Consider the following 24,942-nt stretch of genomic DNA (forward strand, 5'->3'; position numbering starts at 1 on the left):
CCGGCTCAGGGCGCCGGCCATTCGATCACTTCGAACTCCGGCTGCTGCTTGCCGCCGGAATCGGAAATGCGCAGCTCAACAACCGCCGGCTCATCGGTTTTTTTCAGTTCGATGGTGGCGGCGCGCTTGAACTCGCGCTGCTCCGGGCCGAAGCCGGTAAAGAATGCGGTAATCGTGTGATCACCGGATTTCAGGTTGCCTTTGAACAGCGGTTGGATACCGCCGCGGATCAGGGCCTGTTTCTGGTGGTCGGTGTAGAGATGGGTTTCCACCAGCTTGTTGTCGATATGCAGCTTGACCGAGTCCAGATCGAAGAAATGACCCACGTCCATGGAAACGTAGACGGCCACTTGGCTCTGTGCGGGGAATAGCAGGTCTTCTTCCAGTACCAGCAGATCCCGGTTCAGCTTCAGCACTTCCTGCTTCAGGTTTTCCAGATCGTCGGCGGCAAAGTCGCCGTCCTGGGCAATAGCACCTGCGGAACAGGTGAGAACCAGAGAGGCCAGAAAAGTACTGATACGGCGCGGGCAAAGCATGTTGAAGCCTGAATATCCATTTTCGTTATGTCCCGGGATTATCGCAGGGACCCACATATTCGATGTGACCTGGTTGGCAATTACTGCTGCAGGCCGCTACTGAAAAACATCCGGTGATCGGCGTCGATGACAATCGCCTCAAACCCGTCCAGCTGCTCAATCAGCGCCAGACCCTTGTGCTTGCCAAGCACGAACACACTGGTGGAAAGCGGATCTGTATCAAAGCCCCGGGGGCCGAGGATACTCACGCTGATCAGCTTGTCCTGATCGGCGCCCTGCTTTCCATCCTCGTCGCCGGCGTCGGTATCGGTCGGCAGGCCGGTGGCGGGATTGAAAATATGGTGCACGCGGTGATCGTCGCTGTCGATGAAAAACCGCTCGTAGTCACCGGAGGTGGAGATGGCGGTATTCTCCAGCGGGATCACCGCGGCATTTTTGCTCTTGTCGCGCGGGTGGCGGATGCCGATCAGCCAGGGTTTGCCGTGTTTATCGCCGAGAAGGCGTGCGTCGCCGCCGGCACTGACACTGGCATTGTGCACCCCGAAACTTTGCAGAATAGCGACGGCGCGGTCTACGGAATAACCCTTGGCGATGCCGCCCAGGTCTATCTTGGTGCGCGGATTTTTGAATGCCAGGCGGTGTTTGTGCTTATCCAGCGCGATGTGCCGGTAATTTACCGCGGGCAGCAGGTCTGCGGTGGTTTGCGTATCGGCTTTCTGACCCTTGCGGAAATCGTACAGGCTGCCGACGGTGGCGAAGGTAATATCAAAAGCGCCGCCGGTGCTGTCGCTGTAGTGCAGTGATTTGTCGATGATTTCCGCCAGTTCCGGGGAGACAGTCACCTTGCCCTTGCCCGCCTCGCGATTGACCCGGGAGAGCTCACTGTTTTCCTTGTACGGCGACAGTGTCGCGTCGATGCGGCGGAACTCGTCCATCACCGCGCGGTTGATTTCCCCCGCCTTGCTGTCGTCATCCAACCAGAACTGCAGGTGAATCTCGGTGCCCATGATTGCCTGTTGGTCGTAGTGCCAGTCGGCGTGACTGGAACCGGTGGCGAACAGCGCAGCGAGAAACAATAGCGGACGGATCGGGTACATCGCGGTTCTTTATCTGATCGGTGCAAAGGCGGTCAGGCTGTCTATCAGGCTCGCGTTGCCGAGGCCGTGATTGGGGAACAGGCTGGCAAAGCTGCCCTGCTCGCCGTGCAGCGCCATGTAATTCAGTACCACCGTCTGCACCAGCTGGTTGACGTTGTTGGCCGCCGGGCTGCCGGCGGTTTCCACATCGCCGGACGCGCGCATGTAACCGAGCTGCTGGTGGCGCGCCTGTTCGTCGGCGGTGCCGCCGAGCAATGTTGGGCGACCGGCGGGATTGTAAACCAGGAAATAGGAAGCTGCGGTCTGCTGGTTGTCCCCGGTCCACACGCCTTTGCCGCGCCCTTCCACGGAGTCGTCCACCATGCCGTTGCTGAACACCGAACCGTCGCTGAACACGTAGATCATCACTGGCTGGCCGACACGCGCCGCGTATTCCAGGCAGGCGCCGATACAGCGGCCCGCGCGCAGATCGCGCATCTCGCCGGTGGCGCGGTCTCCGGTGTGGTAGTCGTAGCCACCCATGGTAATGGTGCCGGCGCCGGCGTAGCCGTTGATCACGAGCTTCATGGTGGAGGCGGTTTTCTGGAATTCGCGATCGCCGAAAAATTCATCGGAAGAAAAAATACCGGCGGGGCCGACGATGTCCGGGTCCAGCGCCGGGTCCAGCGCGCTCGGGTTGCCGAAGCGGTCGGCGAGATCGGCGCTCTTCATGTAGCCGCACTTCACCAGGTCTTTGATCATCGCGTCGTTGCTGACGCGGGTGTCTACCTTGCCGAGCTTGGCGTTGGAGATGCGGTACATGGATTCCATCACCGCGACGGTGTCTTCCTGGCTCAGCAGGCCCACCAGGTCGCCCACGTCCACAAGTCCGGTTACGTCCGACGGGCGGTCGATCTTGGTCGGGCGCACTTCCGGGTTGATCAGGTCCATGGGCGCCATGGAGTTGCCGCCGGATTCGCTGGTCTGGGAGCCGATCAGCGCAAGCAGCGAGCCGTTGGCACCGGCGCGGTTGATGCCGTACATGGGGTTGTGCGGGTTGTTGCCGGTGTCGTTCTCGGAGCGCGCCGGGATCACTGCGCCGTTGGTCGCGCCGGCGGTGCCGGGGGCGATTTTTTCGAGGATGCCGCGCAGCATTTGGCTGTCGCTGTGGAAGGCGAGGCCGAGGTCGGTGTTGATGAAGGAGTTGCCGGCGGCGTCGGTGACGGAGGGCGCCATGTCGCCGGGCAGGCCCTGTTTGCTGTAACCGGCGGTGCTGAGAAAGTCGAGCTGGCCGCCCTGCTTGCCGACCAATACGTTGGAGCCGGCTATGTTGGCGCCGCCGGCGAGATCAAAACAGATAAACGGTATTTTGCCGGCGCCCTGGGCGCTCACACCGCAAAGCCCACGGATCGCTTCAAGATCGGACGACAATTCGGCGTGGGCCATGCGCGGGTTGGCGAACAGGCTGAAGATGGAGCCGCCCAGTACCGTGGCCATGCCCGCGCGGAAACCCTGCCCGAGAAAATCCCGCCGGCTCACCGGACGGTGGTGATCCGGATGACGCAGAGGCTGGTCCAGTTCGAAATGTTTTTTCTTGCTCATGGTTTTTCCGGGCGCCCGGGGGGTGCTCTGTTCTCGATTTGTGGCGGCCCTGCTGGCGGGGACTGTTACTTCGTTAGAAGTATTTATTTCACCGACTTCGCACCAGGGGCCAGCGGGAAGATTCCGGCAAACGATTGCCGACAGGTTGTTTGCCGGGGTCTTACCGCTGGCCCCGTCCCGCTTACGAAGCACCCAAGCTACGAAGCACAAAACCTCAAAACTCAGTGAATCAAAATCATCGCACTGCCCATAGCTGCGGCGCAGGTGGCTTTTACCGTAGTGGCTGTGCGATCCGCGCTGCAGCTGCCGCCGCATGCAGTCATCTTGTCGATCAATTCATTCAGCTCAGTGCGCACCGCACCTTCATCCGGCGCCGTGGCGAGTTGTGCCGTGTGCCCACCCATCGACGCAGGCCAGGTGATCGGCCGGCCGAGGAGGTTTTCCAGCAGCGGGTCGATGATTTGTGCGCGCTTCGCACTGGTATCGAATGCCGAGGCGGCGCTGGCGGAGAAATTGAAGCCGGGGAAGTAGGCTGCGCGCTTGCTGGTGTCGTCCACCAGCGTGCTGCAGTATTTCACCGCGAGCTGGGTGATACCCATCTGCTGTGCGGCGAGGAAGCCGCGCACGTCCGCTTCCACCGGCAGCTGCTGTTTCACTTTTTCCCAGGTATCCACCACCGCCGGGTGCGCGCTGGAAACTCCGGTAGCGGCGGAGAGCGCCGCGTGGATCTGTTCGAAGCGGCGGATGCCGATGCGCGGTTGCGGGGTGAGGTCCGCAGGCGCGGCGGGGAGTGCCGGGGTGGCTTCCACGCGCACGAATTCTTCACTGCCGAGGCGCTCGAAGGTCAGGAAAAATTCGTCCGAGATCGGGCCTTTTTCCAGAGTGATGATGGTGCCGAGTGGCGACAGTTTCTGCCCGCTCGCGGGGTCGTACTGGTCGGCAGTGACGGTGGTGTCGAGGTTGGCCCAGGCCTGGCCGACGACCGCTTCGCGGCCGTTGATGCCGATGCGCATGCCTTTTATCACCACGCCGTCCGGGATCACCCCGTCTTCCAGGGTGATGAATTTCGGTGCGCTGAACAGATAGCCGTGGTTGTCGTACTGCTGCACTTCGAACATCACATAACCCTGCGGCACGTCGGTCTGTTCTTCCACCTTGAACAGCAGCAGGTATTTCTCACCCACGCCGGCTTCGTAGTTGGTGAGAATGTCGTCCTGATCCAGCGCGCGCGAGTGGATCGCGAGCAGGCGGATGGAGCCGGCCCAGGGGAATTCATTCGAGGCTTCACTGCCGAGCACCAGGGCAAAGGTGTCGTCCCAGGTGGACAGCAGCCCCGGTGCCGCCGGGTCCGCGTCGCCGGTAAACTCACCGTTTACATACAGGCGGCGGCCGTTGAGCGGGTCGAAGGTGGCCACCACATGCTGCAGGGTCGCCTGTGCGCGCTCGGCCATATCGTCGGTGATCAGCGCGGGCATGCCGTCGGCGTTGGTGCTGGCGTCGTTGCGGTTCTGGAAGGTGTAGTTGTACATCGCCTGGCCGAGGGTGAAGTTGCGGATGTTGTTGCCACCGGAGTAGCTGACGATCCGCGCCGGGCCTTCCTGTACCACGTTGGCCGGCGCCACCCAGGCCTCGATGGTGTATTCACCGGTGCCGCTCAATGTGTCGAACAGGCGCTTGCTGGTGGCGGTGGCCGCCTGGGCCTTGCCGCCGTTCAACTGGATGCCCCAGGAGCCCAGCCACTCGAAATCGCCGGAGAGATTGAGGTCGATGGCCGGGTTGATACCGGAGGTGTCGTAGGCGGTGGTGCCGCTGCCGGTCTTGAATTCGTACAGCGCGATGGCGTTGTTCTCGATGCGCCCGCCGCCGCTGGCGACCACACCGTCGGTGAGGAACAGCGCTTTACTGGTCACCCACTCCGGGTCCACTTCGGTCACCGGGATAGCACCCACAAAACTGCGGATGGCCGCCGCCATGGTGTCGGCGTTTTCGGCGCAGTCGCCCCAGCAGTTGTGGAAGTCGCTGCCTAGTCGCACCACAAAGCGGGAGTTGTCCGGGTTGTCCAGATCCATGCGCGCTTTGGAGGCCTCGTAGGCCTGGTCCACGTCGCTGCTGGCGAAATAGGGCTGCTGCGCGGTGGGCGCGTCTTCGCTGTGGCAGCTTGAGCAGTACTGCTCGAGCAGCGGATAGACGGTGGTGGCGAAGTTGCCGCTGCTGGCGGGGAAGCTTTTGCTCGCGCCCACGTCGCGCTCAGGCGGCGGGGTCAGGGTGATGGTGCTGACTACCGAGCCCGCAGCTGCGGCCCACTCCTCAATGTAGTTGGTGATGATCTCGGCACAGGCATCGGGGCTGGCGAGCCAGCAGTTGTGGCCGCTGGCCACCTTGGTGACGAGACGGGAATCCGCCGGGCTGCCGAGGTTGACCAGTTCGCGACCCTCGCCGTGGGCGAGGTTGATGTCGTCGCCGCGCACGAAGCGCGGGCTCTGGTTGCTTTCAATATGGCAGCTGCCGCAGCGGTTCTCCGCCGCCAGGTTGTCCCAGATATAGCGCTTGTAATTCTGTACGTCTTCGTTGGCCGGCGCCGGTCCGGAATAGCTGGTATCACCGGTATCCGGATTTGTGTTGGGCAGATCCTCGGTGGGCTGACCGCTGCCGCCGGAGCAGGCAGTAATAAACAGTGCGGATGCGAATACACCCGACAGCAGAGTTGCGCGTGCGAACAGTGCGCTCAGTGGTCGTTGTGCGGTTTTGGTTTTCATCTGCTTACTCTCCCGCACAGTAAACCGCGGTATCCGCATACACCTGCTTCAGCCTGTAGCCATTGCCGGTAAAACTCGCGGTGATGCTGTCGATCTGGTCGCGGTCCTGTTGGTCTTCCGGTGCGCGCAGGCACACCTGTTCGAAGACCTTGGTGACCTGGCACTGGGCAAACGCCTCGCTGTTGGCCAGTTCGCGGCCCATGGATTTAGCCCCGTTGCCGGAGCCGGGCAGTTCGCTGCTCCAGCCCAGGTACATGTTCGGGCCTTCGCGCCAGTAGTTGTCCCACTTGTCATCGGGGATTACGAAGCCGTAGGGGAAGGTTGCGCTGTTGAAATGGTTTTTGGCTTTGACCCGGGTGCCGGTGGCGGGGTCGGTTTCACCGGCGCTGTTGTAGTCGAGCTGGCCGTTTTCACCGGTGGGGTCGTTGTCCACTTCGTAAACGTAGTCGTAGTAGGCGAACGCCTGTGCCATCGGGTCCATGCCGCTGTGGCAGCCGATGCAGTTGTTCTGGAACACGCGGCTGTCGCCGCCGGGGCTGCGGCTCACGTCCTGGCGGATGCGGTCCGGTGGCCTCGAGGTGTCGTGCACCTGCTCCAGGTCGCGGCACAGGTGGTTCAGCAGGGTAAAGCGGAACATGGCGCGGTTGGTGCCAGCGTAGAAAAACGCCTTGGCGCCGCCGCGGGTGGTGATCACGCCGGCAGTGGCGTCGCTGGGCAGGCCGGTGACGGCGGATTGGGTTTTGCGCTCGAGCGCTGTCTGCAGCGGATAGCCGCTGTTTTCCAGTTCGATGTAGTGATTGTTGTTGCTGTTGCTGTAGGCAGGCAGTCCCAGGCCGGAAGCGCCGGTATACAGAATGTCGCCGGAGAGAATCTCGCGGAAGTCGACATCGTCGCGCACCATGCCGATCACGGTTGCGGTGTAGTCGTTCAGCGGTGCGAAATTGTCGGCGTCGCGGCTGGTCCACGGCGTGACCAGGTTTTTCAGGGTGACGTTATAGAATGCGTCGTTCTGCATCGCCAGGCGGGCGGCGTCCCCGGCCTGGCCTCCGGCGATCAGCTCGGCCATCTCTGTCAGCGTGGCAACGTCGGGCTTTACCCCGGTGATGCGGCTGTGTATCTGCGCGGCCTGTTCTTCCGGTCCCGCCAGGGCAGACAGGGAAAGTAGGGCACTGGCACAGGCGGTCGCCGCGAGTAGCAGGCGCGCGGCGGGCGATGTTATTTTCATGTGGCTTGTTCGCGTAGGGTTCTCGCCGCGGGTTTTGTGTGCGCGGATTTTGTGTCGTGTGACCGGCCACCGATAGTAAAGAATGCGGAATGATTCGCCAGCGGCAAAAATTTAAACCGTGTCGTGGTTGGCAAAATCCGTGTGCGCGACTTGAGGCAACAGCCGTCAATCGCGAGAATTCAGCCCAATAACACTGGTGAAGATCACCAGACTAAGGTCCAGTTATCCCGCAGCGGCCACGGTAAGTGAGCACTGAGAAACCGGCGGGAAAGGGGAAATTCCTTTGAGCAGATTTTGTACGCCCGGCGCACCGGCCGGGCGCTTTTCAGTGCGCTCGCTTCTCGCTTTATTCGCTCCGCGCGCGCCGTTCGCCATGGTGGCAATAGTACTGCTCAGCGGCTGTTCCGGTGGCAGTGCCGGACCCGGTGGCGATCAGGCAGAAGATCCGGTGGTAGTGGATTACCCCGTGGTTTATGTACGCCGCATGCTCAATCGCGATGATGAAGGTGAGTTGATGGGCAGCGATATTTACGCGCCCTCCACCTTCAATCCCGGTGCGGAACTGGTGCTGCGCGACCGCGCCACCGCCAGCGCACCGGAGCGGGTGCTGACTGCCGATCTGTTCATCAGCGATGAAGATGCAGGCCTGGTGTTCGAGGGCGGCTACGATGTGAAGGACCTGACCGTCTCCCACGATGGCAAAACCCTCGCCTTCGCCATGCGCGCACCGGATATCGAGGGCCTGGATGACGACGAGCAGCCGAGCTGGAATATCTGGCTGTACGACTTTGAATCCGCAGAGCTGAAGCGCGCAATCCAGTCCGACCTGATCGCGGAAGAGGGCGACGATATTGCTCCGGCATTCCTGCCCGATGGTCGCATCGTGTTTACCTCCACCCGCCAGCGCCGCTCGCGCGCATTGCTGCTCGACGACAACAAACCGCAGTTTTCCGCCCTCGCCGAAGACCTGGATGAGCCCGCGTTCGTGCTGCATGTGATGGAGCAGGACGGCAGCAACATCCGGCAGATTTCCTACAACCAGAGCCACGACCTCTCGCCCACCGTGCTCGCCAATGGCCGCGTGCTGTTCAGCCGCTGGGACAATATGGGCGGCGCAAACCGGCTCAGCCTGTACACAGTGAAGCCGGACGGCACCGACCTGCAGTTCCACTACGGTTATCACAGCCAGGCGACGGGAACGAGCGCGAATCCGGACAGCGACCCGGTGCCGGCGGCCTTCAGCAAACCGCAGCAGATGCCGGACGGGCGCATCCTCGTCACCCTGCGCGCCCCCGAGGGCATTACCTACGGCGGCGACATGGTAGTGATCGACGCGGAGAATTTCACCGAGGCCTACAGTGAGCCGGAACAGCAGGGCCTGCTGCAGGGGCAGGAATCTCTCTCGGTCAAACAGGTGATAACCGACGGTGGTCTCTCCCCTCACGGCCTGTTCGCCAATGCCTGGGCGTTTCACGACGGCACCAGCCGTCTGCTAGTGAGCTGGAGCGAGTGCCGGGTGATCGATCCGGAAACAGAGCTGCCGCAACCCTGCACCGATGAGTGGCTGGCAACCGAGGGCATCGTGCCCGCCGACCCGCTTTACGGCCTGTGGATTTACGATTACGTCGAGGGTACCCAGCGCCCGATCATCCAACCCGCCGAGGGGCAGATGATTTCCGAAGCGGTCACCGCCGATACGCGCCCGACACCGGCATTCATTCCCGAGTCTATCCCCGGTATCGACATCGACCGCGATCTGTACGACGCCGGTCTTGCGATTCTCGATATCCGCAGCGTGTACGACTTTGACGGCACCGCCGCGCTGGATATCGCCGCGCTGGCGGATCCGTTGCAGACACCGGCCGCCGAGCGCCCCGCGCGCTTCCTGCGGGTGGTCAAGGCCGTGGGCATTCCCGATGACGACACGCTCGATTTCGACCGCGCCGCCTTCGGCCGCAGCCGCGCGCAACTGATGCGCGAGATCATCGGCTACACCCCAATCCAGCCGGACGGTTCGGTGCGGGTAAAGGTGCCGGCGGATATGCCGCTTGCCATTTCCGTGGTGGATGCCCACGGCCGCCGTATTGTCGGCCGTCACAATAACTGGCTGCAGTTCCGCGCCGGTGAGATCCGCACATGTCAGGGCTGCCACAGCCGCAACAGCGAAGTGCCTCACGGCCGCACGGACAAAGAGCCCGCATCCGCCTGGGCCGGCGCCCCCACCAGCGGGGCGCCGTTTGCCAATACCGAGCCTGCGCTGACTGCGAATATGGGTGAGACCATGGCACAACTGCTGGCGCGTATCGCCGGCAACCCCTCCCTGGATGGGGATCTGAAATTTACCGATCAGTGGACCGACCCGGCTGCGCGGACCAAAGACCCGAGCAGCGAGCTGCTGATGAGCGAACTGCAGACGCCACCCCCCACCACCGCCGCCTGCCAGAGTGCCTGGAGCAGCGAGTGCCGCAGCGTTATCCACTACCCCACGCACATCCAGCCCATCTGGGATCTGCCGCGACTAATCACCGACGATATGGACAATGTGCTGGAAGATCGCACCTGCAGCGGATGCCACAGCAACCGCGATGCCGCCGGCATGGCCCAGGTGCCGCCGGGACAGCTGGATCTGCGCGCGGACCAGTCCGGGGTCAACACCAATTTCAGCACCTCCTACGTCGAGCTGTTGTTCGACAACCCCACCGAGGAGCTGCGCGATGGCGCCGTGCAGAATGTGTTGGTGCAGGACACGGACGACAACGGCACCCCGCTGTTCGAGGTGGACGAGAACGGAGAACTCGTTCTGGATGCCGCGGGCAACCCGATTCCTGTTATGGTGACCGTCGATATCGAGCGGCTCATGGACACCGGCGGCGCGAACGCCAGCCGGTTTTTCCGGGTATTCGAAGCGGGCGGCGTGCACGATGGTGCGCTGTCCCCGGCGGAATTGCGTTTGATTTCAGAGTGGCTGGATATCGGAGCGCAGTATTACAACAACCCCTTTGATGCACCGGTCAACTGAAGCATGACAAGGCTGTCGAAAACCATAGCGCCCGGACTGGCCGTATTAATCGCCGGCCTCGTTTTGTCGGCGTATACGCGCGCGGCGGAACAGGAAGAAGAACCGCCCGTTACCGAGAGTTTCACCGCGGCCCAGTTCGGTGAGCGCACGCCCGGCGGGCTTCCCGACGATGTCGAACAAGTCGTGGTTGGCTCGGAATTTCTCAACCTCTACACCGGACCCGGACGCGGTTACGTTATCGACCATGTGGTGGAATACGGCGAGCCTCTGTGGCTGCTGAAGCGCCGCACCGACTGGGTCAAGGTGATGACCCGCAGCGGGAAAACCGGCTGGGCAAAGATTGCCGAGCTGGACCAGATCGTGGCCCCCGACGGTGAGCCGCTCGCGGTGTCCACGCCCGGTATCGACGACTATCGCGAGCAGGGGCTGCGCTTCGGCTTCACCTATGGCGATTTCGAAGGAGCCAATTCTCTGGGGGTGTCGCTCGGATACCGTTTTACCGGCAATATTTCCGCGGAGCTGCGCGCGGCGCAGACCATCGGTGCCTATTCCAATAGCCAGACCTACCAGGTGGCACTGCTGCACCAGCCGTTTCCCCAGTGGCGGATCTCGCCGTATTTTCTGCTCGGCAGCGGGATCAATATCACCTCCCCCAATGCCACCATCGTCGCCACCGAAGACCGCCAGGACACCGCCATGCTTACCGGCATCGGCGTGACCACCTATTTATCCCGCCGCTTCGCCCTGCGCGCGGAAGTTGCCAATCACTACCTGCTTACCTCGCGGGAAAATAATCAGGAGATAGTCGAATGGAAGCTCGGATTCGACGTGTTTATGTAAAGCTCGCCTGTGCGCTGTCCTTCGCCGTTTTATCGACAGCGGCTCTTGCCCAGGGCGATGCGGTGATCGATGAGATCATCTCTCCGGATCTGGAGCGACGCGAGATCCGCGAGGCGGCCATCGACAGTGAGGACTTCGAGTTCACCGTCTATGCCGGCGGCGTGCTGAGCATGGAAGACTTCGGCACCAACCGCATGATCGGCGGCAGTCTGGCCTATCACATCAACGAAGATTTTTTCATGGAGGCCGCCTACGCGGAGTCCGAACTCGGGTTGTCCAGCTACGAAAAACTCAGTGGCAGCGCGCCGCTGCTCACCGATGAAGAGCGCGATCTTTCCATGTACAACCTGTCGCTCGCCTGGAATTTCCTGCCTGGGGAAATTTTTATCCTGGATCGCTGGGCGCTCAACAGCAACCTGTACCTGATCGGCGGTATCGGCAACACCAGTTTCGCCGACGAGGAGTATTTCACCTACAACGTGGGTGCCGGCATTCGCGTGCTGGCGAAAGACTGGTTGGCCCTGCGTTTCGATGTGCGGGATCACATTCTCGAACACGAGATCTTCGGCGAGCCGCAGAACACCAATAATATTTCCGCCCAATTGGGTTTATCGATTTATTTCTGATTCGATTTTTACAATAAAACAACCGGAGAAACTCGATGCGTAATTTCATCGCCGCACTCTGCGCCAGCGCCGCACTGCTTGCGGGCGCGCCCGTATCCGCCAGCGCGCCTGCCGCCGACTTTACCCTTGCGTCCCTGAAAGACGGCAACCTGAAACTCAGCGAGCAGCGTGGCGACGTAATCATGCTCAACTTCTGGGCCTCCTGGTGCGGTCCCTGTCGCGAGGAAATGCCGCTGCTGAATGACCTGCACGCGCGCTACGAATCCGTGGGTTTCAAGGTCTGGGGTGTCAATGTGGACGCCAACCGCGAGGACGCGCAGGCGATGCTGAATAAAATTCCGGTGGAATTTCCGGTGCTGTTCGACGCCGAGAGCAGCGTGAGCCGGCTGTTCGGTGTGGAAGCCATGCCGAGCTCGGTATTTATCGACCGCGACGGCAAAGTGCGCTACGTGCACAAGGGCTACCGCAGTGGCGACGAAGCCGAGTACAAAAAGATCATCAAGGAACTGATCCGGGAATAAGCCATGACCAAGCGCGCGCTTCTCCTTCTGCCATCGTTCCTGCTGCTCGGCGGTTGTGAAACCCTGATGCCGGAGCCCTGGGTAAAACCCTACGAGCGGCACTATCTCGCCGACCCGATCATGAGCTTCGAGCGCGATCCGGTAGCGGCGGGATACATGAACCATGTGTACGAAGCGCGCGAGGCGGCCAGGGGCGCTGAGGGTGGGTCAGGAGGCGGCTGTGGTTGTAACTAAAAAATCACATGAGAGCTACTGCGCTCCGCGCTTTGGCGGTCGGCGGTGCTCGCTGTCCTCACGCACTATAAGTGCGCTGCGGGAGCTGCGCTCCGGCGCTCACCAAACCGCGTTCGCTCGCTACGCTCTCAAGCGATTTTTACTCTGTTCGAGCCTGTTGATATTTGGCCCAATTCAAGTAAATGCAGCAGTTCTGCCGGAAGAGCGCGCGGACACCATGTACCACTCCTACAGCGGCGGCGGTGTCACCATCGACGGGCCGTCTGTGCTGGTGCGCAAGAATGTGGGCAACAAGGTTTCCCTGTCAGCCAACTATTACGTGGACATGATTTCCGGGGCGTCCATCGACGTACAGGCCACGGCGAGCCCCTATTCCGAGCAGCGCGATGAGTTTTCGCTCGGCGCGGACTATCTGGTGGAAAAAACCACCATGAGTCTCAACTACACCAATTCCAGCGAGGATGATTACAAGGCGGAAACCGTAGGCTTCGGCATTAAACAGGATTTCTTCGGCGACCTCAGCACCCTGTCCATGCGCGTGAGTTTCGGCAGTGACGACGTGATGCGCAACGGCGATGAGGATTTTCTCGAGCAGGCGGAGCACCGCCGCTACGCCCTGAACTGGAGCCAGATCCTCACCACCAAGCTGATCGCCGAGCTGAGTGTGGAAACCGTGGCGGACGAAGGTTTTCTCAACAATCCCTACCGCAGTGTGCGCTACCTGGATCCGGGCTCCGGCACCGGCTTTAGCTACCAGGCCGAACTCTATCCCACCACCCGCAACAGCGACGCCGTGGCACTGCGCGCAAAATACCGCCTGCCCTACCGCGCCGCGGTCAAAAGTGAATACCGCAAGTACGTCGACAGCTGGGGCATTGACGCCGAAAATCTGGAATTCCGCTACACCCATCCGCTGGAGTCGGAAAACCTGATCCTTGAGGGCAAGCTGCGCTTCTACCAGCAGACCGGGGCAGACTTTTACAGCGACCTGTTCCCCTATGTGAATGCGACGAGCTTCCGCGCCCGCGACAAGGAGCTGAGCGATTTCAGTAATACCTCCATCGGTATCGGCGCCTCTTATCAGTTGCCGGAGCGCTGGTCCCTGTTTGACCGCCGCAGCAGCGTGAATCTCTACTGGGATTACATCATGTTCGACTACGACAACTTCCGCGACGCGCGGGTGGTCGAAGCGCTGCCCGGGGAAGAACCCGCCTACAGTTTCAACGCCCACGTGATCCGGCTGTTCTGGTCCATGTGGTTCTGAGCCCGGCGGGTGTCGCTCAGAAAAGGATTGTCAGGGGCCGCCAGGGCCCCTAAAGTCGCCGGCCCTAGAATTTGATCTAAGCTCGTCTCACCCGTGCTGCCGATGTTCACCACCGCAGTGTGGTTTCCCTGTTTTCCCGGATGGCCCCATGCTCAGTTACCGCCACGGTTTCCACGCCGGCAACTTCGCCGATGTACTCAAACATTGCGTACAGATGGAAATTATTTCCTACCTGCAGAAGAAAGACACTCCATTCGACTATATCGACACCCACGCGGGTGCCGGCCTCTACAGCCTCGGTTCGGAGATGGCGCGCAAGAACAGCGAGTACATGACCGGCATCGGTCGTCTGTTCAATCACAGCGATTTGCCGGGCCTAAAAAGTTATCTGCAGCTCATCGCCGAGCTGAATCCGGAAAAGGGTCTGAAGTTTTACCCGGGTTCACCACTGATCGCCGCCGAAATGCTGCGGCCCCAGGACAAGGCCTGGCTGTTCGAACTGCACCCGGCCGATGCGGAGCATCTGCGCAAAAACCTCGCCCGCAGGCGCCAGTGCCAGGTGCGCGAGGAAGACGGCTTCAAGGGATTGTCAGCGCTGTTGCCGACCCGCTCGCGCCGCGCACTGGTACTGATCGACCCCCCCTATGAGCAGAAGGAGGATTACCAGCGGGTGGTGGGCGCCATTCAGCTGATTCACCGCAAGATGCCCAATGCCGTTACCGCCCTGTGGTACCCGGTCGTGGACCGCCGCCGTATCGACGCCCTGGAAAAGCAGCTGAGCAGTTCCGGCATCCGCAATATCCAGTTGTTCGAGCTGGGCGTGCGCGCCGACGCAGCCGGTCACGGCATGACATCGGCGGGCATGATGGTGGTCAATCCGCCCTGGACCCTGCGCGGCCAGATGGAAGCGCTACTGCCACCGCTGGCCGCGGAGTTGAGCGCCGACGGCGGCAATCACTTCCGCTGCGAGACGCTGGTGGCTGAATAGGGGGTTGGTTTCTGCTCCGCCATGCGTCCTAACTTGTCACACCGTTGATTGTTGTTGTATGTTTTCCGGCCAGAACAATAATCAACCGGACGCGTGACGAGAGTGGCAGCCAGTACGCAAGGGCCGCCATCGCGTAGCCGGAAACCCGCCAAACCGCGGGATACAGCGATGACGACACGCCTATGCCCAAGACCTGCTTCGGGTCACTCCGCGCCCTAGTGTTGACGGCACACTGCTGTGCCTCGGCGACCGCTTTTGCCACGGAAGCGGCACCGGATGTGGCAGTGGAGGATTTGCCGGCAAGTACCCGCACCGGAGTCGAAGCGCATTCTTCTTCTGCAATCACCTATTTCTTCGAAATACCCACGCAACCGCTGGATCAGGCACTGCTGGCGTTCTCCCGCCAGACCGGTCTCGCCGTGATGGTGGCCACTTCCGGTCAACAGTCCTCCCCCATTCCGGATACCCAGGCACCGCCGGTGAAAGGCGAGTATTCCGCCGAGGCCGCAATGGGGCTGCTGCTGGCGCACACCGAGTTTCGCTACCGGCGGGTCGACGGCCAGGGCATGGTGATCCTGCCGCCGCGGCAAGAGCGAATCGCAGATGAACCGCAGGAGGAGGTGCCCGCCCCTGCCCTGCTGGAGGAAGTGGAGGTCGTGGCGAGCAAGCGTCGCACCAACCTGCAGCGCACGCCTCTCACGGTAACCGCCATTAGCGGTGGCACGCTCGAAGAGCGCCGCATCGACAGCCTGGAGCAACTGGCGGCGGAGGTCCCTAGCCTTCAGGTGGCCAGAAATGGGGACCACACCGCTTCCATGCTGTATATGCGCGGGGTGGGTTCCGACAATCATACCGAGGCCGGCGACTCCGGTGTCGCCACGCATGTGGACGGCATTTTCAGCAGCCGGGTGCAGGGTTCGGCCGTCATGCTCTACGACCTCGACCGGGTGGAAGTGCTGCGCGGCCCGCAGGGCACACTGTTCGGGCGCAACTCCACCGGTGGAGTGATCAATTACCACACCGCGCGCCCGGAATCCGAGTGGTCATCCAGTGTCGCCGTCTCCCTTGGCAGCTACCGCCAGCGCAAGCTGAGTGCGGTGGCCAACGCGCCGCTCACCGACGACTGGTCCCTGCGCTGGGCGGCGGCGGCCGAGCGCGCCGACAGCTATATCGACTATGCCGAGGGCTCCGCCTGGGCCGCGCGCGCCCACCGCTACAACAACACCGATCTCTTCAGCCACCGCCTGAGTTCGAGCTGGCAGATCAATAGTGGTTTGAACTGGTGGCTCAGTTACGAGCGGTTCGAAGACCGCGGCGCCGGCAGCGTGCCGCTGGTGGACTACGACACCGCCGTCATGATCGATACCCCCGGGCGCACCCGCCTCGATCAGGACGCCCTGCGCAGCCGCCTGGAGCTGGAGCTGCCCGGTGGCGCATCGCTGGCGTACATCGCCGGCTACGGCTTAAACGAGCGCAGCCAGGACTGGGATGAGGACCGCAGCGGCGCGGTGGGCAGCGAAACCGACCCGGCCATCTACCATCAGAGCAACCGCACCATCTGGTCCGAATACCGCGCCCGCCAGCACGAACTGCAGCTGAAAAGCAGCGATGAACAGCGGCTGCGTTGGCTGCTGGCCTACTTCAGTTTCGCCGAGAAAAACGCCATCCGCTTTGATCTGGAACATCAGGAAGCCGATGGCAGTGGCTGGGGCGATGCCCCCGCCCACAGTTTTCAGCAGCCCAACCGCGGCACCCGTCTCGGCGCCTTCTACGGCCAAGTGGATTACGATCTGAGCCAGGCGTGGGAAATCAGTGCCGGTGCCAGAAGCGGGCGCGACCAGCGCTACGACCGCGGCGGGCGCAACATCGCCTGCCCGGACCTGATCCGCAGCGATCGCGGCGGCGAACTCGGGGAGATCGCAGTCAACCGGGAGTCCGCCGCCGACGGCCAGTGTTTTGTCGCCAACTACAACGACGTCGACCGCACCTGGGACAGTACCACCGCCATGGCGCGTCTCACCTATCGCCCAACGGATCAGGCGATGCTCTATTTGCACTACGCCGAGGGTTTCAAGCCGGGCATAGTGCAGGACGGCGCCAAACTCAGCGGGGTCTACAATGGCGCTGACGATCCGGCGTACCAGTCCGCACTGCAAGCGTTGATCGAGCGCAACAACGGCGGCGCGGCCTTCGTCGGCCCGGAGACCAGCACCAATATCGAACTGGGATTCAAGCTCGGTCTGCAGGGTGGCGCTATGACCCTGAACGGCGCGCTGTTCGACACCCGCTACCGTGACCTTCAGGTATCCGGGGTCGCCGTGGAGGAGGACGGCACCGAACTGGTTCGCAGTATTAACGCCCCCTCCGCCACCATCCGCGGACTCGAACTGGAACTCAACTGGGCCAGCAGCCCGAACGGACGCCTCACCGGTTTCCTGTCGCTGCTCGATGCCCGCTACAACCGCTTCCTCACCGTGGATAACGAGTTCCCACAGCACGGCCAGACCTGGAACCCCGGCGCTGACAATCCCGACATTCCGGACTTGGTGGATTTCAGTGGCAACCGGTTGAAGCAGGTGCCGGAGATCAGTCTCGGCCTCAATTACCGCCACGGTCTTGCTCTGGGCAGTTGGGGGCGCGCCACCGCCCGCGTTGGACTGCGCTATGCCGGCGACATGTATTTCGACGAGGCTAATCGCGGCGATCGCCGTGGCATGCTGTTGGATAATGGCAGTGGCGAATGGGTGCCGGACCCCGCCGGCCCCGCGCGCAATGTCGACCGCCAGGCGGCGTGGAGCCTGTGGAGCGCCGGTCTCAAGTTTGAGCCCGCCTCCGCCAACTGGTGGCTCGACCTCTATGGCGACAACCTCACCAATGAAGCCGTGGCCAATGACGTGCACGAGGCTGATATCCCCAGCCCCGAGTACTACTACGGCGCGCCGCGTAGCTTCGGCCTGCGTGTTGGCATGAAATTCGACTGAATGGATAAGCTCCAAACATCTTCAACGCAGGGGGGACGATTCCGCCTGCTCAGCCGTTTCATCGGCGAGAGAAAGAATCCGGTGTCCGGAAGAGGCTCCCGGCACAGATACAGAAGAGCAACGACAAAACAAAACATAAAAACGATGGTGAAGAGAATCCATGGCGACAGCATGGGCGAGCCAATTGGCGACCGATAGCGACAGGGATCTGGATCACTACTACCGCGAATATCAGCAGGAACTGTGCCGGTACGCGGTGAGTAAGTTTGGACTGTCCTACAGCGAGGCGGAAGATCTGGTGCAGGAGGCGTTCGCGCGCATGGCGCCACAGCTTCGCGTCGGCGATATCGAGCACGTCAGGGCCTTCCTCTACCGGTCGGTGCACAACGCCACCATAGATGCCCTGCGCAAAGGGCAGGTGCGCGAGAGTTATGCACAGACCGTTCAGGACGACCCCGATCGCGAGCAGGACTGCCTGAGTCCCGAACGTGTGGCCGTCAGCCGGCAGTTTCTGAGCCTGGTGAACAGTGCCCTTTGGAACATGCCCCACAAGCGCCGGCGGCTGTTATTGATGAACCGTGTCGACGGCCTCTCCTACGCGGAAATCGCGCGGCGGGAAGGGCTCTCGGCAACAGTAGTGAAAAAGCACGTGGCGAAAGCCCTGGCGGGGTGCCAGGAAGCGCTGCGTGCACACGATGGAGAAGTGTGATGACGACTGGCAACAGTCACCCGCAGACCGATATCCGGCTGGTGGAAGCCGAAGCCCGCACCTGGTTTATGCTGCGCGGCGAGCGCGACCTCAAAGCCGACGAACAGTCCGCGTACGACGCCTGGATGCAACAGGCAGTAAACCGCAAAGCCTACCAGCGCCTGCAGCTGATCGACCGCAGTCTCGCTGCACTCGCCGCTGGCAGTGAGGGAGCGCGTCTGCGCCAGCCCGGTGGTCTCGCCGGTGTGCTCGACAGACTCCACAACTACTTCGGCATCAGCCCGGTAAGTGGTTTCGCTTTCGCCTGTACTCTGATGCTGGCTGTGGGCATGGTCTATCTGGCCCCCTGGCAGGGTGAACCGGCTGCACAAGCCTACACCTCCGAACTCGCCCAGGTGCGCACCATCACGTTAGATGACGGCAGCCGCATTACCCTGGGCGGTGATACCGCCATCGAAAGCGACTTCAGCAATGAACGCCGCGGGGTCAAACTCCTGCGCGGTCAGGCCTTCTTCGACATCGCCAAGGATCCCTCGCGCCCGTTCTTCGTCAGCGCCCGCGGTGCCGAGATCCGCGTAGTCGGCACCCGTTTTGACGTCAACGCCGGCAGCAAGCTGAATCCGGAAGTGAAAGTCACCGTGGAAGAGGGCGTGGTCGATGTGGCCAGCCGCGACCGCGAATCCGCCGGTGCTGTTGAGGCTCCCAAGGTCCGCCTCACCGCCGGGCAACAGGTCCGTGTCAGCGAGCAACAACTGAGCCGCGTCAACACCGTAGACGCCACCCGGGTCGCCGGCTGGCGCCAGGGAAAATTCAGCTACCGCGACGCTCCGCTGTCGGAAATCGTCGCCGACGCGAACCGCTATCGCAAAAATCGCATCGTCATCGGCACCCGCGAACTGGAAAACCTGCGGGTGACCACCGCCTTCAACGCGGACCAGGCGGATACGCTGGTGGCCATGCTGGAGCAGTCGCTGCCGGTGCGGGTATTCAAGGAGCCGGATGGAAGGGTAGTAATCTGGCCGGGGGCGGTTGCAGACTGAGAATAGTTCGGTAATAAAAAAGCCCTGAAAATCAGGGCTTTTTTATTAGAGGCTAAATACCAGTCGTGCGGCGAGCCCCAGTAGCAATCCCCCGAATACCTGTTGAAGGCGGTGGGCGGCGCCAGCGCTGAGCCAGCCACGCCCGCTTCCCAGGGTCACCAGCAGTGCAACCAGCGCATACCAGATCGCGTCGATGCCGGCGGCCAGGCCAGCCATGCCAAGTTTGGTACTGAGCATTTGCTCGGCGGAAACGAACTGGCTGAACAGGGCGGTAAAAAAGATGGCGACCTTGGGGTTGAAGAATGCGATACCGAAACCCTGTAGCGCCGCCCGTGAGACGGAAACGGACTCTGGAGCTGGAGTGTTTACCGCAGTGCTACTTGTTGGCGCGGGAGCGCGCAGGGCCTTCCAGCCGAGATACACCAGCATGGCCGCGCCGCCCCACTGAAGGATGGCGAAGAGCATGGGGGTATGGGTGACCAGCGCCGCCAGCCCGAAGGCGGTCAGGCACGCATAGAGCGCGATGGCCCCGCCGTGGGCAATGGCGCACGCCAGCCCCTGGCGAAGACCCGCAGCCGCGCAGCGCAGCACAATCAGCAGGCTGGGGCCGGGGCTCATGGCGCCCAGAGCGCAGATTCCCGCGAGAGAAAGCCAAGACAGCATATCCATCAGAAACCGCCTCCCTGATCCAGCCATTCCCGCTCCGCGGTGGTCGATTCACGGCCGAGCGACGCATTGCGATGGGGATAGCGCCCGAATTCGTCGATGACTTTTTGGTGGGCAACAGCGAATTGATAGAAATTCTCGGCCTGGGCAGCGCCACTGGCGCCGTCGACGTAGTCCATGCGCAGGCGGTTGAAATAGTCCAAAGAGCGGCGCTGCATCTGCTCGCTTTCGGCGTGTTCCAGCGGCATACCCAGAAAAGCGCGCTGACAGAGCCCCAACTGCACGTCATCCCCCCGCTCGATCACGTCGAGGGCAACTTCCAGGGCCAGTGGGTCTCCGGCAAATGCGCGCGCGGTGCCGCGGTAAATGTTTCGCGGGAACTGGTCGCACACAAGTATCAGCGCCAGTTCACCGGCTAGGGTTTTCCGCCAGCTGTGCAGATCGCCGGCGATGGCAGATTCCACCAGGTGGCCGAATCGCTCTTCAATCTCTTGATCGAAGGCTTCATCGCGGGTAAACCATAGTTGTTGGTGCGCTTCGTTTATCGGTGCTTCTAACTGATCTGTGCCAAACCAGAACTGCAGAATTTCTGAAGAGTTAGCCATGGGGTCTCCCAATTATTTTCACTGGCGCATGCAAATGTCGGCTGTGACGAAATCACGCTCGTATTATTCGTTATCAAATACAGTCGAAGACAAACTTAACTGACCATTTGGGGAACAGTTGCCCCGTACATTCTCGCGATATTTAAGAAGAGATTATGAGGTGAGCCATCCCATCCAGTCGTTCTTTAGTCTTTTCCCACTTTGGCATGACCTGGCTCATCAACCTATAAAACCGCTCGCTGTGATTGTGCTCAGCAATGTGACAAAGCTCATGCAGAATCACATAGTCAATGCACTCGCGGGGTGCTTTTACTAAAAGAGGATTCAGTGTGATACGGCCGTTGGGTGAACAGCTGCCCCATTGAGTTTGCATGGTTAGTATGCGAAGTGGTGGCCGCTCAATTACCCATAGAGCCTGATCCAGCATGGCATCGAGTCGTTTGGCGAAGGTTTCCTTCGCGCGTGCTTTGTACCAGTCAGTCAGTAGCTCTTTAACCTTATCGGCGTTCTTGGTTCGTAGCGAAACTTCCAGCCTACCGCGAAGCAATTTAACACCTTGAACCTGATCAGGTGTTTCAATCACTTTCAGCAGGTACTGCTTACCAAGGTAATAATGGCTCTCACCGCTGATGTATTTTCGCGGTGTGGTGAACTCAAGCTGTTTGCGAAAGTCACGCAGTTGCTCGTAAATCCAGCGGCCACGCTTTTTAACAGCAGAAAGAACCGCTTCGCTGTCGGCAGCGTCGGGGGCGGATGCGATAACCCGGCAATCGGGATGAACCTTAATCAACACCTTGCCAGTGGCTTGCGCGCGCTTCACTCGCTCAAATGTGATCTGCTCGTCTCCGTAGCGGAAGCTCATTGTCTGGCCCGATTCTGTGGATTGGCGTTTAATCGGTACATTCATCAGGCTTACAGTCCACTCAAACCAACGCGGGTGATCTGCACAATCATTTCAACAATCTTCTTGGCCTGGTCCATACCGCTGCCGATGGCTTTGCATTCCTGGAACATGCGCGGTAGTAGTTTCTTGCGGATATTAGCTTCGATGTTCTGCGGGTTAATGGAGTTTTCTGCCACCGAGCTTGCTACCGCTTGGTCAATTTCAAACGCTACATTTACCCATTTGTTCTGGACTTGTTGATCCAGCACGGCTAGGGCTTCTGGCAATACCTTCTTGAATACACCGAAGTAGGCCTGTGCATGGCGATTACCGGCAAAGGCATCGGGGATGTCGCTTAAGCGCCTTTCTTGTACCTGCTCTTCAAACTCACGGAATAACATGTACTGTTTCAGCGGATGCTCGAACAGCTTTTCGGCTTCTTCAATGGCCTGTCTAAGTAGCTTTGAAAACGCTTCTTGAGCATAAGGGTCATCCCGCAGTTCCTGCTCAATCATACGCGTCACGCGGGTTTTGATGATGTCGGTTTCGTTGCGGGTTTTATCTTCGCTCCAGTCTTCCGGCTGTCGCTTCTGACCCATTTTGCCGACTTCATAAACGCCACCGGGTTCTTCTACCTCTACGCCCACCACATGCTTATCCAGCAGCTTTTTCACCTGATCGGCGTATTCGTCGTAGTCGATCTTCTCGCCAGCATCTTGCTGCACCAGCTGGCGCAGGCTGGAGAACTGCTTGAGGGTCTCCTTATAGTGACGGCGATCCTGGTCGCTAAAGCTCTTATCTTCAAAGAAGGTGGCCGATTGCAGCGCTACCTTCAAACAACTGGCAAAGGCTGTGAGGGCTTCGTAGAAGTCTTCTCGCACCTTCAGGTGCACATCAACCAGCTCTCCAGAAATACCAGCTGCTGGCTCTCCGCCTCGTTCTTCAATTTTTGGCACGAGAACCTGGCGCAACTGCTCGATGTCGTTTTTGTTCTTTACGCCGTCGAATATGGCCCACAGCTGTTTATAGAGCTGTGGCAGGCGCTTGTATTCGGTGCTCATCTGGTTGTAGAGACCGGCAATATCATTGATGTCGTAACCGCCCTGGGTTCGGGAAGCTAGATCCTGATATTTTTGAATCGTGGTATCTAACTCAGACAGAATGCCGCGATAGTCGATGAGTAAGCCAAACTTCTTCTTCGGGTGCAGTCGATTTACCCGCGCAATAGCCTGGATCAGGTTGTGCTCTTTCAGTGGTTTGTCGATGTACAACACCGCGTTCTTTGGTTCATCAAAACCGGTGAGCAGCTTATCCACCACGATCAGGATCTTAAGTTCATCATCTTTGTCGAAGCGCTCGATCAAATGTTTGGTGTACGCCTGCTCGTCCTGGCTGCCAACATTGTCTTTCCACCATTGGGTGACTTCCGGTGTAGCGGCTTCATCTACGGCGGTATTGCCTTCACGGCTATCGGGTGGGCTCATCACCACGGCAGATTCAAACAAGCCCGCTTCATCCAGGTATTTTTTGTATTTGATAGCTGAGGTTTTACTGTCACAGGCCAATTGGCCCTTTAACCCCTCGTCGATGTTTTTAATAAAGTGGTTGGCAATATCCAGCGCAATCAGACGAATGCGATCATCCGCACTGTACACTTGGCCTTTTTTGGCAAACTTGCGTTTCAGGTCGGCTTTCTGCTGGTCGGAAAGGCCTTCAGTTATGCGTTCAAACCAGCTGTCGATTGCGCGTTCATTCACGTCCAGGTCGGGAATACGCTCTTCGTACAACAGCGGCGTAACCGTCTGGTCTTCCGCGGCACGTTGCATGGTGTAGGCGTGCACAATGGGGCCAAATTTATTGGTGGTTTTGTCGTCCTTTAACAGCGGCGTACCGGTAAAGGCCACAAATGCCGCGTTGGGCAGCGCCTGCTTCATGCGAATATGGTTTTCACCACCCTGGCTGCGGTGGCCTTCGTCAATCAGCACAATGATGTCAGCGCTGTTGTTCACGCACTCCGGCATTTTGGTGGCGGTATTAAACTTCTGGATCAGCGAGAAAACAATTCGCTCAGAGCCTTTGCCAATCTGTTCCGCCAGGCGCTTACCGGAAGTGGCCATGGCCGCTTCTTTGTCTTTTTTACCGGCCAGCTCGCCGCCAGAGGCGAAGGTTTTACTGAGCTGGGTTTCCAGGTCTACCCGGTCGGTAACCACCACAATGCGGCATTGTTTCAGGCTTTCGTGAAGGATCAGCGCCTTACTTAAAAACACCATAGTGAATGACTTACCCGACCCCGTGGTATGCCAGATCACGCCGCCTTCACGGCCGCCGGTGCTGCTGCGGGTATTGATGCGTTCAATCAGCCGCTTAATGCCGAATACCTGCTGATAACGGGCGATGATCTTTCCTGCCTTCTTATCGAACAAGGTAAAGTACCGGGTCATCTCCAATAGCCGAGCCGGGCTTAACAGGCTGATCAGTAGTTGATCCTGGCCGGTAACCGCCAGCTCGCCCGCAGCGGTCAGGCTTTGATACCAGTCCATGTCTTTTGCCGGCCGGTGGCTAAACAAGCCAGTCAGTTGTTCGTCTTTCAGCGTCTTGTTCTTGATGGCGTACATCTCGGCATCAGAAATATCTTCTTCACACCAGGCTGCCCAAAATTTAGCGGGAGTACCGCAAGTACCATAACGGCCTTCATTGCCGTTGATGGAAAGCAGCAATTGGTTATAAGCGAACAACAGTGGGATTTCATCGTGGCGCTGGTTGCGCAGGCTTTGCGAAATACCCTCATCTATGGTCGGGCCTTTTTTTGCATTGCCATCCGGGCGCTTCGCCTCAATCACTACGAGTGGTATTCCATTTACAAAGCACACAATATCGGGGCGTCGGCACTCGATACCGCCCGAGCGGGTAACAGTAAACTCTTCGGTAAACACAAAGCTGTTATTCGTCGGGTTCTGCCAATCAATCAGGACGATTGTCGGGCTGGCCTTTTTGCCATCCACAAACTCGGTGACGGAGATCCCATACAGCAGGTGGTTGTACAGGCGCTCATTAGCGGTCAACAGACCTTCGTTTAACGCAGGGCTACACACCTCGGTAATCAGGTTGTCGATGGCCTTTTCAGACAGTGGATAGCTCTTGCCGGCAAAGGTAAAGGTGCGCTTCTGGAGTTCGCTACGCAGAACCTGGCGTAAAACCACTTCGTCCGCTTTGCCACCACGGGCTGCTAACGCGAGTTCAGGAGAGACAAACGACCACCCGAGGTTGGTTAACAACGTCAGGGCCGGTAACTTGGCACTGTATTCTTCCTGAAATTTAGGGCTTGCGGTGTAATCCATTAGTCTGGAGGTCTCCGATAAACGATAAAATAC

At 60.0% G+C, this 24,942-nt stretch carries 19 protein-coding genes; 10 read left to right on the forward strand and 9 right to left on the reverse strand.

The features are described from left to right. Window positions 1–5: 5 nt before the first annotated feature. From GNX18_RS14960 to GNX18_RS14980, 5 genes are all read right to left on the reverse strand, one after another. Window positions 6–536 carry an AraC family transcriptional regulator gene (locus GNX18_RS14960; protein WP_166219072.1) on the reverse strand — a complete coding sequence of 177 codons (531 nt, stop codon included), beginning with the start codon at window positions 534–536 and terminating at the stop codon, window positions 6–8. Between the two features lie 80 nt (window positions 537–616). Beyond that, window positions 617–1,633: an FAD:protein FMN transferase gene (locus GNX18_RS14965; RefSeq protein WP_166219074.1), complete on the reverse strand. Its 1,017-nt coding sequence runs from the start codon at window positions 1,631–1,633 to the stop codon at window positions 617–619. Between the two features lie 9 nt (window positions 1,634–1,642). Continuing rightward, window positions 1,643–3,214 (reverse strand): general secretion pathway protein GspF, encoded by a 1,572-nt coding sequence (locus GNX18_RS14970; RefSeq protein ID WP_166219076.1) that lies wholly within the window; start codon window positions 3,212–3,214, stop codon window positions 1,643–1,645. 221 nt (window positions 3,215–3,435) lie between these two features. Next, complete coding sequence (locus GNX18_RS14975) at window positions 3,436–5,970, reverse strand: LamG domain-containing protein (RefSeq protein ID WP_166219078.1); 2,535 nt, start codon at window positions 5,968–5,970, stop codon at window positions 3,436–3,438. 4 nt (window positions 5,971–5,974) lie between these two features. Next, the gene (locus GNX18_RS14980; protein WP_138234318.1) at window positions 5,975–7,195 is read right to left on the reverse strand and encodes a DUF1585 domain-containing protein; all 1,221 of its coding nucleotides are present in this window, start codon (window positions 7,193–7,195) and stop codon (window positions 5,975–5,977) included. A gap of 283 nt (window positions 7,196–7,478) precedes the next feature. Between GNX18_RS14980 and GNX18_RS14985 the strand changes: the two genes are divergently transcribed. The 10 genes from GNX18_RS14985 (at window position 7,479) to GNX18_RS15030 (ending at window position 19,417) form a co-directional block, all read left to right on the forward strand. Then, window positions 7,479–10,214 carry a hypothetical protein gene (locus GNX18_RS14985; protein ID WP_240914030.1) on the forward strand — a complete coding sequence of 912 codons (2,736 nt, stop codon included), beginning with the start codon at window positions 7,479–7,481 and terminating at the stop codon, window positions 10,212–10,214. Between the two features lie 3 nt (window positions 10,215–10,217). After that, window positions 10,218–11,054 carry an SH3 domain-containing protein gene (locus tag GNX18_RS14990; RefSeq protein ID WP_166219080.1) on the forward strand — a complete coding sequence of 279 codons (837 nt, stop codon included), beginning with the start codon at window positions 10,218–10,220 and terminating at the stop codon, window positions 11,052–11,054. After that, on the forward strand, window positions 11,024–11,680 hold the full coding sequence (locus GNX18_RS14995) for an outer membrane beta-barrel domain-containing protein (RefSeq protein ID WP_166219082.1): 657 nt from the start codon (window positions 11,024–11,026) through the stop codon (window positions 11,678–11,680). Before GNX18_RS14990 ends, GNX18_RS14995 begins: the two co-directional genes overlap by 31 nt. 35 nt (window positions 11,681–11,715) lie before the next feature. Next, a complete protein-coding gene (locus tag GNX18_RS15000) occupies window positions 11,716–12,201 on the forward strand; it encodes a TlpA disulfide reductase family protein (protein ID WP_138234321.1) in 486 nt (161 codons plus the stop codon). A 3-nt stretch (window positions 12,202–12,204) separates the two neighbouring features. Then, entirely contained in the window at window positions 12,205–12,435 is a 231-nt protein-coding gene (locus GNX18_RS15005; RefSeq protein ID WP_138234322.1) for a DUF4266 domain-containing protein, read from the forward strand. Between the two features lie 154 nt (window positions 12,436–12,589). Further along, window positions 12,590–13,699 carry a DUF3570 domain-containing protein gene (locus tag GNX18_RS15010; RefSeq protein WP_371808110.1) on the forward strand — a complete coding sequence of 370 codons (1,110 nt, stop codon included), beginning with the start codon at window positions 12,590–12,592 and terminating at the stop codon, window positions 13,697–13,699. A 148-nt stretch (window positions 13,700–13,847) separates the two neighbouring features. After that, window positions 13,848–14,687, forward strand: a complete 840-nt coding sequence (locus GNX18_RS15015; RefSeq protein WP_166219084.1) for a 23S rRNA (adenine(2030)-N(6))-methyltransferase RlmJ — start codon at window positions 13,848–13,850, stop codon at window positions 14,685–14,687. 182 nt (window positions 14,688–14,869) lie between these two features. Continuing rightward, complete coding sequence (locus GNX18_RS15020) at window positions 14,870–17,668, forward strand: TonB-dependent receptor (protein ID WP_166219086.1); 2,799 nt, start codon at window positions 14,870–14,872, stop codon at window positions 17,666–17,668. Window positions 17,669–17,828: 160 nt separating this feature from the next. Further along, entirely contained in the window at window positions 17,829–18,377 is a 549-nt protein-coding gene (locus tag GNX18_RS15025; RefSeq protein ID WP_138234326.1) for an RNA polymerase sigma factor, read from the forward strand. Continuing rightward, window positions 18,377–19,417, forward strand: a complete 1,041-nt coding sequence (locus GNX18_RS15030) for a FecR family protein (RefSeq protein WP_166219088.1) — start codon at window positions 18,377–18,379, stop codon at window positions 19,415–19,417. The genes GNX18_RS15025 and GNX18_RS15030 overlap by 1 nt, the downstream gene beginning before the upstream one ends. A gap of 45 nt (window positions 19,418–19,462) precedes the next feature. Here GNX18_RS15030 and GNX18_RS15035 read toward each other — a convergent pair whose 3' ends face one another. From GNX18_RS15035 to GNX18_RS15050, 4 genes are all read right to left on the reverse strand, one after another. Further along, window positions 19,463–20,086, reverse strand: coding sequence for a LysE family translocator (locus tag GNX18_RS15035; protein WP_166219090.1), 624 nt, complete (start codon window positions 20,084–20,086; stop codon window positions 19,463–19,465). Further along, entirely contained in the window at window positions 20,086–20,688 is a 603-nt protein-coding gene (locus GNX18_RS15040) for a DUF924 family protein (protein WP_166219092.1), read from the reverse strand. The genes GNX18_RS15035 and GNX18_RS15040 overlap by 1 nt, the downstream gene beginning before the upstream one ends. Before the next feature lie 142 nt (window positions 20,689–20,830). Then, window positions 20,831–21,595, reverse strand: coding sequence for a M48 family metallopeptidase (locus tag GNX18_RS15045; protein WP_166219094.1), 765 nt, complete (start codon window positions 21,593–21,595; stop codon window positions 20,831–20,833). A 5-nt stretch (window positions 21,596–21,600) separates the two neighbouring features. Next, entirely contained in the window at window positions 21,601–24,909 is a 3,309-nt protein-coding gene (locus GNX18_RS15050; RefSeq protein WP_166219096.1) for a type I restriction endonuclease subunit R, read from the reverse strand. Window positions 24,910–24,942: the final 33 nt, after the last annotated feature.

It is taken from the genome of Microbulbifer sp. SH-1 (assembly GCF_011326135.1).
Lineage (GTDB): Bacteria > Pseudomonadota > Gammaproteobacteria > Pseudomonadales > Cellvibrionaceae > Microbulbifer > Microbulbifer harenosus.